Below are 12,750 nucleotides of genomic sequence, written 5' to 3' on the forward strand. Positions count from 1 at the left end.
CAAATGGATTGATTTTGGTGGTGGTTGAAATGAATCGAAATTGGGAAGAATTTTTAGCACCTTACCACCAAGCGGTGGCAGAGCTGAAAGTGAAACTAAAAGGAATGCGTACTCAATTTGCAATGTTAACAGAGCATTCTCCAATTGAGTTTGTAACAGGAAGGGTAAAGTCGGTTGCAAGTATTATTGATAAAGCGGAGAAGAGAAATGTACCGCTAGACCGATTGAGAGAAGATATGCAGGATATTGCTGGGCTTAGAATGATGTGTCAATTTGTTGATGAGATTAAGCCTGTTGTAGAATATCTTCGAAAACGAAATGACTTTGAAATCGTGGAAGAACGTGATTATGTTACGCAAAAGAAAGATAGCGGTTATCGTTCTTATCATGTTGTCATTAGTTATCCTGTTCAAACGATTCAGGGTGAACAAAAAGTATTGGTAGAAATCCAAATACGCACGCTAGCAATGAACTTTTGGGCAACAATTGAGCATTCTTTAAATTATAAATATAGTGGACGTTTTCCTGAAGATATTAAAATAAGGTTGCAACGTGCAGCTGAAGCGGCGTTTTTATTAGATGAAGAAATGTCTTCTATTCGTCTTGAAATTCAAGAAGCGCAAAAGGCTTTTTCAAGAAAGCAAGAAACGAAAGATTCTGAATCATAAACTAAAGGGTGTTGGGCGATGAAATTTACAATTATGTCAAAGGGAGATCAATCATCAGATACACTGGCAAGCACGATGAAAGAGTACTTGCTAGATTTTGGATTTATAATGGATGAAAAGGAACCCGATATTGTAATTTCTGTTGGGGGAGATGGAACGCTTTTATATGCGTTTCATCGTTATTATAATCGATTGGATGAAACAGCATTTGTTGGTGTACATACAGGACATCTAGGTTTCTATGCAGATTGGTTACCGACAGAAGTAGAGAAATTAGTAATTGCAATTGCGAAAACACCATTCCAAGTGGTGGAATATCCGCTTTTAGAAGTTATTATTCGCTATGTGAATGGAAGTAAAGAGTCACAGTATTTAGCGATGAATGAGGCGACTGTAAAAAGTGCAGAAGGTACATTAGTAACAGAAGTAGAAATACGCGGAGAATATTTTGAAACATTCCGCGGAGACGGCCTTTGTATCTCTACTCCTTCAGGAAGTACCGCGTATAATAAAGCGCTTGGCGGAGCGATTATTCACCCATCTATTGAAGCGATACAAATTGCAGAAATGGCGTCCATTAACAATCGTGTATTTCGTACTGTAGGATCGCCGCTCGTATTGCCGAAGCATCATACATGTGTGTTAAAGCCAGCTGCAGGAATGAACTTACAAATTACAGTGGATCATTTAACGATGGTTCATCAAGATGTGAAATCAATCCAGTATCGCGTCGCAAACGAGAAAGTACGATTTGTTCGTTTCCGTCCATTCCCGTTCTGGAAACGAGTTCGTGACTCGTTTGTTGCAGATAAATAGAAAGGGTTATATATTTGAACAGATTTACATTGAAATGGGATATAGGTCCGGCTGAAGAGGGAACTTTAGTTAGGGAATTTTTGAAAACGAAATGTATTTCTAAAGCCGCTTTAACGGATATAAAGTTTCACGGCGGGGCAATTGAAGTAAATGGTCAACATGCGAGTGTTCGTCATCAGTTGCGTGCTGGTGAAGAATTACGTGTCTTTTTTCCAGTTGAGGAAAGAAGTGAAGGGATGATGGCAGAAGATATCCCTTTAAGCATTGTATATGAAGATGACGCGGTTCTTATCATTAATAAAGAGGCGAACATGTCAACGATTCCGTCTAGAGAACATCCGACAAGGAGTGTTGCCAATGCGCTTTTATCTCATTATGATAAGCAGCACCTTGCAAGTACAGTGCACATCGTAACACGTTTAGATCGTGATACTTCGGGGCTTATGCTTATTGCAAAAAATCGTTTCGTGCATCATCTTTTATCGAAGCAGCATCAACAAAAAGCTGTGAAACGAACGTATGAAGCAATTGTTCACGGAAAGATTGTAGAACGAGAAGGAATGATTGATGCACCAATTGGTCGAAAATCTGATAGCATTATTGAGCGAACGGTTTGTGAGGATGGACAAAGGGCAGTTACTCATTTTAAGGTAATTGATAGTACATATCATAAGACACATGTAGCGCTTGAGCTTGAGACAGGAAGAACGCATCAAATTCGTGTGCATATGGCTCATATAGGACATCCGTTACTTGGTGATAGCTTATATGGAGGGAGAAGGGATGAAATGAAACGGCAAGCACTTCATAGTAAATCTTTGAAGTTTTATCATCCTATTTTAGAGAAAGAGATGTCTTTCACTATAAAGCTTCCAAGCGATATGCAAGAAGTGTTGCGGCATACTTAAAAAGGGACCAAAATTCTTATATTATAAAGAATTTTGGTCCCTTTTTTCTTAGCGGAATAATATTAAAATTTGGTTTTCACCCGTACGCTTTATAACGAAAAATCCACTTTCGGCTTTTGTAGCAATGCCATTGTCATTTGGACGACAATATCCATGTGCTTCGCAAGTGCCGTCATCACGTACTAACATTTGTCCAATTAATCCGACAGGAAGCCACTCGGCGCGATCTTTTCTTGCTACATATTTGCAAGTTGGATCCCATTCTGTATTTAAAAGAGGTTGTATTTCTTCGGCTTCCGTCCATACATATTGGCGTTTTCCAAAGTTATCTGTTTTATAACGTTTTTGCCAACTTAAAGCCCCGCTATTTCCTATAAGGGCAGGGGTTGCACTAGATATTCCTAAAATGAACGAATCGCGTGAAGTAGCTATCCGAATTTTTTCTTCGTTACTAAATGTAACGAAATAACCGACATCAATAGGTTTATAACCTTCGGTTTCAAACATTTGTGCAAAATCCGTTCCGCTTGCATTGTAAGACGCGCCCTCAATGTACATTTCTCCATTATGGGCAAGCCATTTAGCCCCGATATTATGGTCGGTGTCGCTTACACCATTTGCAATAAACCAAGAATAAGCTTCTTCTGCAGTGCCGAAGCGCCCCATAATATGGCTACCTGCAAAATGAGCTGTTGATGTATGATGACCTTCCGCATGAGAAGAGGATCCGTTAGCGATAGTTGCGTTTCCTTCTGCGTGTGCTGCTTCGCCTAAAGCAATTGTCTGTTTACCCTCCGCATGAGAATAAGCCCCGCCTGCTGTCGTTTCACTTCCCTCACTATGCGAACTATGTCCAGTTGCTTTTGAGTTTGATCCTTCTGCATGAGAGAAAGAACCTTTTGCGTGTGTTAATAAGCCTTCCGCATGTGCTGCCATGCCCTCCGCATGAGAGTGAAGCCCTTCTGCATATGCATATCGGCCGCCCCTTTTAACTTTTGTATTTTCAGGTGTAGGTGTCTCAATTATGAGGGGTTTTTCAGTTTGTATATCATTCGATGAAGCCAATGCCTCTTTTATTTTTTTTACTTTGTTTATAATAGCAGCTGGAATTTCTGGTTCCACTTTTTTATTTATTGCTACAGAAATATTTTCTTCCGTCTTTTCTTCTGCTTGATTAGAATGTATTACCTGTTCATCTTGATTTGAGAGCTGTTTATTTTTTTGTTGCATCTTTATTTTTCTGCGATCGATTATGCGGCTCATCACAGCATTTTCTAAAGAGACATATGTTGGTTTTACTTTGCTTTTTTTTGATGACTCTTGTTCTTCCAGTTCTTCTATCGCTGCAGCCCGAATACTACACCAGTTGTTAATTCCGTACATGGGCAGATATAAAGGGGGAAATTTTCTTTTTTGTTTAGAAGATTTTTTCTTCATTCTGTCACCTCCTGCGACATTATATGTAGTGTAATTAAAAAAAGATGCACTTTATTGCATCTTTTTTTAATTACTTTACCTAGTTTTATATGAGATCTGCCTAAATAATGCTAAGTAAGGTAGTTATGAAATTGGACGGAATTTCTCAGCGACAAAAGGTAAAGAAGAAGGGACAGAGATAGTCTCCATTTCAGGATAACGTAATCCGGTTAATTTGCCACCAAATACAGCACCAGTATCAATATTGACTGTCTGATTGACGAATCGAGGTTCTGCTACTGGTGTATGTCCATATACAATCCAAGCTTGCCCCTTGTATTCTTGCGCCCAATCGCGACGGACAGGTGAGCCATCGGCATGCTTTTCTCCTGTAATATCGCCATATAATACAAAGGTTTGCACTTTTTTATCTCGTCTTCCTATGTAATCTTGCCGAATCCCAGCGTGACATACGATTACTCTTTTTTCATCTAGTATGTGGTAGAGCGGTGATTGTTCATAAAGAGTGATAAACTTTTCTTTTATAATGTTTTGCTTATTAGGAGGAAGTGCCTCATATTCAGCAACAGTTGTTTCAAGTCCGTGAGCGACTGTTACATTATGCCCAAGGAAAAATCGATATAGTTTATTACAGTGATTTCCAGGAGCGTAATAAGCTTCTTTTTTATGTATGACAAGTTCCCATACAATTTCAATCATACGTAATGAATGAGGACCACGGTCTGTAATATCGCCAACGAATGCAAGTTTACGTTGGTCAGGGTGAACCGGTAGACCGCTACTCCAGTTATATCCTAGCTTCTCTGTTAAATTTTGAAACTCTTGGAAGCATCCATGAATATCTCCTATAATGTCATATTTCATATTTAAACCTCCATCGTATTTTTCATTAGTATATCTAAAAAAGGATAGAGATAAAAATATAGCGTTTTTGTGTTGTTCATTTAAACATAAAGATTTTCGTTCTTGAGCGAACATTTAAAATGAATCCAATCGCAATCATGTATGTAAGCAGTGAACTTCCTCCGTAGCTCATAAGAGGTAATGTTATCCCTGTAATGGGAAGTAATCCGATTGTCATCCCGATATTTTGGAATACTTGGAAAGTAAACATTCCGATTGTACCAGCGCAAATGTAACTACCGAAAGGATCATTACTTTCTAAAGCAATATGAATCATTCGAAAAATGAGTAAGAAAAAAAGAGAAATAATGACACTTGCGCCTAGAAATCCAAATTGTTCAGCGACATTAGTGAAAATAAAATCTGTATGTGGTTCTGGAAAATATACTTGTCCATTTTCCCACCCTTTTCCTTGCATTTCTCCGGATCCAGTCGCTAAGAATGCTTGTCTTAATTGATAGCCTTGTGCATCATATTTGTAAGGTGCTAACCATCCGTAGAAGCGATTTAATTGATATTCTTTTAAAATGTGTGCTTTAAAGAAATCTGTGTGAGTAAAAAAAATATATATTAATGTAGTTCCAGCAACGAAAGTAGCTGAAACTAATCCGAAAATAAAACGCCATCGTATGCCAGAAACTAGTATCATTGCTGCAAGCATCGCTGAAATGACCATTGTATTTCCTAAATCTGGTTCCTTTGCGATGAGTAGTAGTGGTGGCAAACTTGTTGCAAATATTTTTCCAAGTAGTAAAAAATCGTCATGTATTGTTTGGGAAAAATATTTCTCATTATGGTTTGCTATAATTCGTCCAATGACGATAATTAAAAATAATTTCATAATTTCAGAAGGCTGAAAATTTCCGATGCCTGGGAGCCTGTACCAAGCGGTAGCGCCTTTAATTGTAACGGCACCTGGTACTTGAAGTTCTAGTCCAATAAGTAGTACCATTGCAAAGCTGTACAAATACCAAGCAATTTTTTGATAACGATCGAAGTCGATAATCATAATAACACCAATGGCTATAAATCCAATGAAATACCATTGGATTTGCTTTAGTACAAAATTGACGTTTTGTAAAAATGGCGGTAAAGAGGCTTGCGCACTTGCAATAGCACAACAACTAACAATCCCAATGGCAAATAAAATAAATAGTAATACGTAGTCTATTTGATATTGAGAATTTGGATCTTTCAATGTAGGTATTCCTTTCTACTGCTCTTTATAGTAATGGATTTTATCCCGCATTAATGGGCAGTAAGACCCCTACCTCAAAATTCAGCGAAAGCGAAGAAGTTAGGTGGGGGATCAACTGCCCGTAAAAGCCCGATTGGTGAGAGCTGATTAAAGTTTCACTTTATAGTATGAGAAAGAATGTATGAACTATACGAATGATTCACATATAGTCCATACACTTTTAATTTTGCAGAGTAGTTTAATTGTTTAACTCTTTAATAATTATATCCAAACAATGGGAAAGACGTACATGTGCGTCAGGAAAAATATCTAGTTGATGAAGATAGTATTTTAAGGAACTTTTACACCATTGGTAAGCACTAAGTAGAGCTGCTCTATAGTCTGTAGTATTTTGTAAAAAGCCATATTCTTTTGCTGTTATAACGAGGTGTGTGAAATCTTCACAACCTTGAAGGAGCTTATTGTGTATTTGTTGTCCAGCATGGTAGCGAAATTGACTTAAAGGCTCAGAAATGTATATTGCATTTCCTTTAGAAAGTAAAGAAATCCATGAGGCCATATCAACACTACAAGAATATTGTCGCTCTTTAAGGGTGCCAAAAGGTTCAGTGAGCAATTCCTTTCGGAACAAAGTAGTTGTAGGCTCACCGATAATGTTGTGTCCACCCTTTAACATCCAATTACCTAAAAATATCCCGTTTAATGGGGTGTCTTCACTATATAACCTTTGTGTTGGATGGGAATCACCTATTAGATTTCCATGATCATCAATGCGTACTCGATAAGAAGTAACAAGAGCAAGATTTTTATTGGGATCTTGCTCAAAATAGGTCATCATTTTTTGTATTTTATGCTTATAAAACACGTCATCGTCCATTAAAAAATTTATATACTCACCATTTGATTTTTCTATGAGCATAAGGTCATTGTGAAATTGTCCTAGAGTAGGGATATTTCGAATGTATGTTATATTTTTATAATTTGGTAAGTATTGTTCGCGTATTAAAGTTGCTGTTTCATCATTTGTACTATCATCTCCGATGATGATTTCAATATTAGAATAAGTTTGTGCCAATGCACTTTCTAGAGCAATTTTGAAATAATGAGGCCGATTATAAGTGGGAATAAGGATGGAAACGAGAGGTGGATTTTTTTCATTCATCATACATAACTTCCTTTCAGAAGCTTTTTTTTGTAAGAACAATATCTTGGTAACTTGTATATTCATGTCTGCCGCACCATAAACCGTAATGCGGATTATTGATTATTTCTAGGCCGTACTTATTCAATAGATTGCAAATATCTGTCTCAGGATAAGCAACTGCGAAATTCGGAATATCTTTATTTACAACGTAGCAATTTTCGATTCGATGATAAAAACCTAATGTACTTTGTCCTGCATTTAAATAATAGGACGATTCAGGATTTATAAGAAAGAATGTAATGAAACATCTCCCGTCTTTTTTTAATACACGTACAATTTCAGATACGTAATGTTCTAATTCTTTTGGGAGAAGATGCGTAAATACAGAAGTTAAAAAGATAAAATCGAATGTCCCGTCTTCATAGGGGAAACGATATTGAGAGGCATCTTCTTTTCCTTCTGGATTATAGAATTGATTGTATATGTCAACATGTTCAAAGTGAAAATTATTACGCATAGTTGAAATGTTATTTTGGCACCAAGTAATTCCATCTTTAAACAAATCAAATCCATAATACGCTCCATCATCATTTAAGTAATTCAATAATGGTACAGCCATTCGACCGACGCCGCAGCCTACATCTAATACTTTTTCATTTGGTTTTAAAGCGCCAATTTGAATAAAATGCTTTAGGAACTCTTTTCCAACTTTTTTGAAGTCGCCACCTACATATTGGACGAGTTCAGGAGGGGGGAGTAAAGTCATTTCTTTGTTAAGTTCACTCATGAGTATACCCCTTTCTTGTATGAGAAGATGCAGTAAATCTATTAATAAAATTTTCAATTTGTATTGAGAGAACACAGGAAAACAATTGTTATATGTAAGGAGATTCCGAAAAAGAATACTTAATTGGATTAGAAGTGAGAGAAGGATGAGTGAAAATGAAATCTCCTATAGATTAAATCTTTTTTATTCTTTTCTCCAATAAACGCCAAATACATCAATTTTAGTAATAGGGGCTTTTAAATTTCGTTGGTTTCTAAAGTCTGTCACAGCCTCAGCGCATGGCGGTAGCCCGTAGTCATCGATAATTATATAGCCACCTTTAGAAACTTTATCATATAAGTTCACGAGACCATCCATTGTGGATTCGTACATATCACCATCAAGCCGTGCAATTGCTATTTTTTCAATTGGTGCTGTTGGTAAAGTATCTTTAAACCAGCCTTTTAAAAATTTCACTTGATCATTTAGTAAATCATATTTTTTGAAATTCTCTTGTACTTGTTCTAAAGAGACGCGTAAATAATCGAATGTGTGCAAATAATCACCGTAATCTTTTGGATATTGTTCTAGATTCGGTGCTGGCAAACCTTCAAATGAATCAGCGACCCACACATTACGATTCGTAATGTTGTTTGCTTGTAAAAAACCATTCATAAAAATGCACGATCCTCCGCGCCATACACCTGTTTCAATAAAATCTCCCTCTATATTTTCACGAACAACGGTTTCCATTGCCTCTTGTAATTGGTTCATACGTTCTCGACCGATCATGCTATGTGCTGCTCTTGGCCAATCCATTCCATCATGGCGTTCACTTTTTGAAACATTTGGTTTTACAATTTTTAAGTTATGGTTTTCAGCATATTGCTTAATGAATAAAGGGAGGGGGACTGTAACTGGCTCGAATTCTAGTTCTTTTGAAATATGTAGAGATGCGGGTAAGTATGCCTCATATTCTAACCATATTTCAAATAAAATGGTCTTCTTTAGCAATTCGAGATAAAGCTGAACAGCAGATTTACTTTCCATATTTGTGCCTCCTGCAAAATGTCATACAACAATATGATTATGTAGATAGCGAATGTTTCATGATTGAATTTGAAATTGAAAAAGCAGTAAAACTGATATCAGTTTTACTGCTAAGTAAAAATTTAAGCGATTTTTTCAATAATAATAGATGCATTTGTACCAACAGCTAATGATAGCCCAAGCCCTGTAACGATTACTTCAATTAATGATGGAGTTGTCGTAATTTGCGTAATTGCTTGAACAACGATAGGTGCTCCAACTGAGATTAAAGTGGCCCCAGTACCTGGAACAGATACCCCATTTACTTGGATTGTAAGTCCTCCTAATAGACTTACTGCTGCAGTGTATACGATAACGGTAATTTTATAGAATCCAGTTTGACTAATTACGAAAGTATCAGGATCTAATTGAGAAATTGCTGTACCAAACTGAGATCCAACAGTATTAAATGGTACTGGAGCATTAAGTCCAATATCCAAAGAAATCCCAGCGGAGTTAAATGCATACAATCCTGCTGGAAGCCCTAGTCCAGATGGTCCAGTAGCTCCAGTCGGCCCCGTAGGTCCAGTAGCCCCAGTGTCACCAGTCGGCCCTGTAGGTCCAGTAGCCCCAGTGTCACCAGTCGGCCCCGTAGGTCCAGTAGTCCCAGTGCCACCAGTCGGCCCCGTAGGTCCAGTAGCCCCAGTGTCACCAGTCGGCCCCGTAGGTCCAGTAGTCCCAGTGCCACCAGTCGGCCCCGTAGGTCCAGTAGTCCCAGTGCCACCAGTCGGTCCAGTCGGTCCAGTCGGTCCAGTCGGTCCCGTAGGTCCAGTTGGCCCAGTCGGTCCAGTTGGCCCGGTAGGTACAGTCGGCCCCGTAGGTCCCGTAGGTCCAGTCGGCCCGGTCGGCCCAGTCGGAAGGGTAAACGGTGGTATCGGTGGTAATGTAGGTCCTACAAGATTAGGGTCAAATGCACTAGCTGATAAAGATTCATCGGGATTTAATCCATTTGAATAATTATTATTTGACATAAATTCACCTCCATAAAGCGTTCATTATATAGTAGATGCAAAACCGAAAGAAAATGACACGGACATTTGAATTATTGAAAAGAAATCTTAAACTACTTGAACAATTTAAAAAAATGGAAAGTTTAGTATATGTATAACATATGATTGATTTGGAAGAGGGTGATTATGTTGAACAAGCAAGGAATTACAATTAGTTTATGTATGATTGTTCGAGATGAGGAGGAGACAATAGCCCGTTGTTTAGAAACAGTTGAAAAAATTGTGGATGAAATTATAGTAGTTGATACAGGTTCCGTCGATCGAACGAAAGAAATCGTAGAGAAATACACTTCTAACATATATGATTTCCAGTGGATTGATGATTTTGCAGCAGCAAGAAATTTTTCTTTTTCAAAAGCGACGCAAGAGTATATATTGTGGCTAGATGCAGATGATGTCTTATTAGAAGATGCTCAAGAAGCATTGAAACTTTTAAAAAGAGAATTAGATCCTAAAATTGATGCTGTTTCGATGCCTTATCATCTTGCAATGGATTCTAACGGGAAACCTTTATATTGTACAAAAAGAAATCGACTTGTAAAGCGTGAAAAACAATTTCAATGGTTTGGAAAGGTTCATGAGTATTTAGCTATTTCTGGTGAGGTTTTTAGTAGTAATGTTGCTATTACACATAAAAAAGAAAAAAAAGTAACAAATCGTAATTTGAAAATTTTTCAAAATACTGTAGCGGCAGGTGAAGAATTAAGTCCGAGAGATTTATTTTATTACGCAAATGAATCTACGGATAACCAAAAATATGATGATGCAGTTCTTCTATATGAAACATTTCTTAATCAAGACGAAGGATGGTATGAAGAGAAAATTTATGCATGTGGTAAGTTAGGAGATTGCTATGCAAAGCTAGGAATGTGGGAGAAGGCAATCGAATCTTGTGTGAAGTCGTTTCGGTATGACGTCCCTAGAGGAGAGAATTGTACAAGAATAGGATATATATATATGGAACAAGAAAAATATAATGAAGCGATATTTTGGTTTAAACTTGCCACGGAAGTACCAATGGCAACGGAAAGTCCTTTCCATAGTCCAGCTAGCTACACATGGCTACCCTATTTACAAATGTGTATTTGTTATAGCAGGTTAGGGGAGCAGGATAAAGCGTATTATTACAATGAATTAGCAGCTTCTTATGTTCCGAATAATGCTGCAATTGAATATAACCGTAAATATTTTCGGGGAGTTTTTGATAAACCATATAAAGTGTAATAGGTTTCGTTTTTTAGAAATGATTTATCGCTATTCTAACTCTAATAGATTGGTTATATATTAGAGTATCAGTAACGTAACCAATATAAATAAAAGATTTTATACTGCTATTTGCGGGCTAATAATCATTGGGGGATGAACAAAATCTGCACTTTATAGAATTCATATGAGATTTATATTTCTAATTCAATTTGCATAAGGAGTGTGTGAAATGAATCGCGAAAAAAGTTCTTTATATGAAGAAAAATCCGAGCATTATTATAATGCAGCGAATCCGAATTTATTAAAGCATATAAAAAAGGAATGGAAAGAAGTTCTTGATATTGGTTGCTCGAGCGGTGCATTGGGAGCAGCTATTAAAGAAAACGGTACACGTGTATCAGGAATAGAGGCATTTCCAGAGGCGGCAGAAAAAGCGAAGGAAAGACTAGATCATGTTATTTTAGGGGATATAGAAAAAATAGATCTTCCTTATGAGGAGGGGCAATTTGATTGCGTCCTATTTGGGGATGTATTAGAGCATTTATTTGATCCGTGGGCTGTGATTGAAAAGGTTAAGCCATATATAAAGCAAAATGGTGTGATTTTAGCAAGTATACCAAACGTTGCTCATATTTCAGTATTAGCTCCCTTACTTGCTGGAAATTGGACGTATACAGAATATGGTTTATTAGATAAAACACATATTCGTTTCTTTACATTCAATGAAATGCTAAGAATGTTTTTAAAAGCAGGATATTCAATTAGTAAAGTAGATCGTGTATATGTTGATCATAAAATGTATGAGCCGCTTATTGAGGAGTTATATGGAATTTGTAAAAAATATCGTCTTGGAAGTGGCTTCATGGCTGAGACAGTTGTATTTCAGTATATTATTGAAGCTGAAAAATCACAATTATGAGTGCTGCAGACAAAACAATATTATTTGTTACATGCATAAATGATCGGAAATTGTATGCAAACTGCGTGCGACATATATTGCAATTGTTAGTACCGCCAGGGTATATTGTCCAATTTATGCCGATTCGAAATGCGAAAAGTATGACGAGTGGATACAATCAAGCCATTTCGCATCCAGCGAAGTATAAAGTGTATTTACATCAAGATGTTTTTATTATAAATAGGGCTTTTTTATACGGATTACTTCAATTATTTGAGGAACATGAAAACCTTGGGATGATTGGGATGGTTGGAGCGCAATATGTTCCTCCGACTGGCGTATGGAACGAAGGGCGTGGAATTGTAGGAAAAGTCATTGGTTATATGAATGATTTGTTTTATATGGCAAGTTTAGAACAACCGTATCATGAATCAAAAACATTTATTCCTGTAGAATGTATTGATGGTTTATTAATGGCGACACAATATGATGTTCCGTGGCGAGAAGACTTATTTGACGGATTTGATTTTTATGATGTATCTCAATCATTTGAATTTAAAAAAGCAGGATATACAGTCGGTGTACCTGTACAGCGCGATGCTTGGTGTATCCATTATCATTTTGATGTGAATATGACGAACTATGAAAAGTATCGGAAAATATTTGTGGAACACTATATGTCAGATGTAAATAAGGAAGAATAAAAG

Annotated in this window: 13 protein-coding genes; 6 read left to right on the forward strand and 7 right to left on the reverse strand. The window is 37.0% G+C overall.

Features of this window, described 5'->3' with window-relative positions; all coding sequences use genetic code 11:
• Nucleotides 1-29 precede the first annotated feature (29 nt).
• From yjbM to BHV55_RS06410, 3 genes are read left to right on the forward strand one after another with little or no spacing between them, the layout of a single operon-like run.
• Complete coding sequence (gene yjbM / locus BHV55_RS06400) at nucleotides 30-668, forward strand: GTP diphosphokinase (protein ID WP_001081482.1); 639 nt, start codon at nucleotides 30-32, stop codon at nucleotides 666-668.
• A gap of 18 nt (nucleotides 669-686) precedes the next feature.
• A complete protein-coding gene (locus tag BHV55_RS06405; RefSeq protein ID WP_000673190.1) occupies nucleotides 687-1,484 on the forward strand; it encodes an NAD kinase in 798 nt (265 codons plus the stop codon).
• Nucleotides 1,485-1,498: 14 nt separating this feature from the next.
• Nucleotides 1,499-2,392 carry an RluA family pseudouridine synthase gene (locus BHV55_RS06410; protein WP_070757206.1) on the forward strand — a complete coding sequence of 298 codons (894 nt, stop codon included), beginning with the start codon at nucleotides 1,499-1,501 and terminating at the stop codon, nucleotides 2,390-2,392.
• Between the two features lie 48 nt (nucleotides 2,393-2,440).
• Here BHV55_RS06410 and BHV55_RS06415 read toward each other — a convergent pair whose 3' ends face one another.
• The 7 genes from BHV55_RS06415 to BHV55_RS06445 all read right to left on the reverse strand — a co-directional run bounded on the left by BHV55_RS06415 (nucleotide 2,441) and on the right by BHV55_RS06445 (nucleotide 9,900).
• Nucleotides 2,441-3,829: a peptidase G2 autoproteolytic cleavage domain-containing protein gene (locus tag BHV55_RS06415; RefSeq protein WP_016109550.1), complete on the reverse strand. Its 1,389-nt coding sequence runs from the start codon at nucleotides 3,827-3,829 to the stop codon at nucleotides 2,441-2,443.
• A gap of 123 nt (nucleotides 3,830-3,952) precedes the next feature.
• A complete protein-coding gene (gene prpE, locus BHV55_RS06420; RefSeq protein ID WP_070757205.1) occupies nucleotides 3,953-4,693 on the reverse strand; it encodes a bis(5'-nucleosyl)-tetraphosphatase PrpE in 741 nt (246 codons plus the stop codon).
• A gap of 76 nt (nucleotides 4,694-4,769) precedes the next feature.
• Nucleotides 4,770-5,930 carry an FtsW/RodA/SpoVE family cell cycle protein gene (locus tag BHV55_RS06425; RefSeq protein ID WP_000654700.1) on the reverse strand — a complete coding sequence of 387 codons (1,161 nt, stop codon included), beginning with the start codon at nucleotides 5,928-5,930 and terminating at the stop codon, nucleotides 4,770-4,772.
• A gap of 238 nt (nucleotides 5,931-6,168) precedes the next feature.
• Nucleotides 6,169-7,095 carry a glycosyltransferase family 2 protein gene (locus BHV55_RS06430; RefSeq protein WP_002004643.1) on the reverse strand — a complete coding sequence of 309 codons (927 nt, stop codon included), beginning with the start codon at nucleotides 7,093-7,095 and terminating at the stop codon, nucleotides 6,169-6,171.
• A gap of 13 nt (nucleotides 7,096-7,108) precedes the next feature.
• Complete coding sequence (locus BHV55_RS06435; protein WP_048568768.1) at nucleotides 7,109-7,861, reverse strand: class I SAM-dependent methyltransferase; 753 nt, start codon at nucleotides 7,859-7,861, stop codon at nucleotides 7,109-7,111.
• 183 nt (nucleotides 7,862-8,044) lie between these two features.
• A complete protein-coding gene (locus BHV55_RS06440; protein WP_000444386.1) occupies nucleotides 8,045-8,890 on the reverse strand; it encodes a TylF/MycF family methyltransferase in 846 nt (281 codons plus the stop codon).
• A 122-nt stretch (nucleotides 8,891-9,012) separates the two neighbouring features.
• Nucleotides 9,013-9,900: a BclA C-terminal domain-containing protein gene (locus tag BHV55_RS06445; protein ID WP_070757204.1), complete on the reverse strand. Its 888-nt coding sequence runs from the start codon at nucleotides 9,898-9,900 to the stop codon at nucleotides 9,013-9,015.
• Nucleotides 9,901-10,065: 165 nt separating this feature from the next.
• On the opposite strand from BHV55_RS06445, the gene BHV55_RS06450 reads away from it, so the two are divergent.
• From BHV55_RS06450 to BHV55_RS06460, 3 genes are all read left to right on the forward strand, one after another.
• Nucleotides 10,066-11,163 carry a glycosyltransferase gene (locus BHV55_RS06450; protein WP_000932913.1) on the forward strand — a complete coding sequence of 366 codons (1,098 nt, stop codon included), beginning with the start codon at nucleotides 10,066-10,068 and terminating at the stop codon, nucleotides 11,161-11,163.
• 211 nt (nucleotides 11,164-11,374) lie between these two features.
• Nucleotides 11,375-12,064, forward strand: a complete 690-nt coding sequence (locus BHV55_RS06455) for a class I SAM-dependent methyltransferase (protein ID WP_001078432.1) — start codon at nucleotides 11,375-11,377, stop codon at nucleotides 12,062-12,064.
• Nucleotides 12,061-12,747 carry a glycosyltransferase family protein gene (locus BHV55_RS06460; RefSeq protein WP_001271187.1) on the forward strand — a complete coding sequence of 229 codons (687 nt, stop codon included), beginning with the start codon at nucleotides 12,061-12,063 and terminating at the stop codon, nucleotides 12,745-12,747. The genes BHV55_RS06455 and BHV55_RS06460 overlap by 4 nt, the downstream gene beginning before the upstream one ends.
• Nucleotides 12,748-12,750: the final 3 nt, after the last annotated feature.

This window comes from Bacillus sp. RZ2MS9, assembly GCF_001816185.2.
Classification (GTDB): domain Bacteria; phylum Bacillota; class Bacilli; order Bacillales; family Bacillaceae_G; genus Bacillus_A; species Bacillus_A cereus.

Coding starts and splice junctions, on each gene's coding strand:
- yjbM (WP_001081482.1), top strand. CDS start 30: ATGAATCGAAATTGGGAAGAATTTTTAGCACCTTACCACCAAGCGGTG.
- BHV55_RS06405 (WP_000673190.1), top strand. CDS start 687: ATGAAATTTACAATTATGTCAAAGGGAGATCAATCATCAGATACACTG.
- BHV55_RS06415 (WP_016109550.1), bottom strand. CDS start 3,829: ATGAAGAAAAAATCTTCTAAACAAAAAAGAAAATTTCCCCCTTTATAT.
- prpE (WP_070757205.1), bottom strand. CDS start 4,693: ATGAAATATGACATTATAGGAGATATTCATGGATGCTTCCAAGAGTTT.
- BHV55_RS06430 (WP_002004643.1), bottom strand. CDS start 7,095: ATGATGAATGAAAAAAATCCACCTCTCGTTTCCATCCTTATTCCCACT.
- BHV55_RS06435 (WP_048568768.1), bottom strand. CDS start 7,861: ATGAGTGAACTTAACAAAGAAATGACTTTACTCCCCCCTCCTGAACTC.
- BHV55_RS06440 (WP_000444386.1), bottom strand. CDS start 8,890: ATGGAAAGTAAATCTGCTGTTCAGCTTTATCTCGAATTGCTAAAGAAG.
- BHV55_RS06445 (WP_070757204.1), bottom strand. CDS start 9,900: ATGTCAAATAATAATTATTCAAATGGATTAAATCCCGATGAATCTTTA.
- BHV55_RS06450 (WP_000932913.1), top strand. CDS start 10,066: ATGTTGAACAAGCAAGGAATTACAATTAGTTTATGTATGATTGTTCGA.
- BHV55_RS06455 (WP_001078432.1), top strand. CDS start 11,375: ATGAATCGCGAAAAAAGTTCTTTATATGAAGAAAAATCCGAGCATTAT.
- BHV55_RS06460 (WP_001271187.1), top strand. CDS start 12,061: ATGAGTGCTGCAGACAAAACAATATTATTTGTTACATGCATAAATGAT.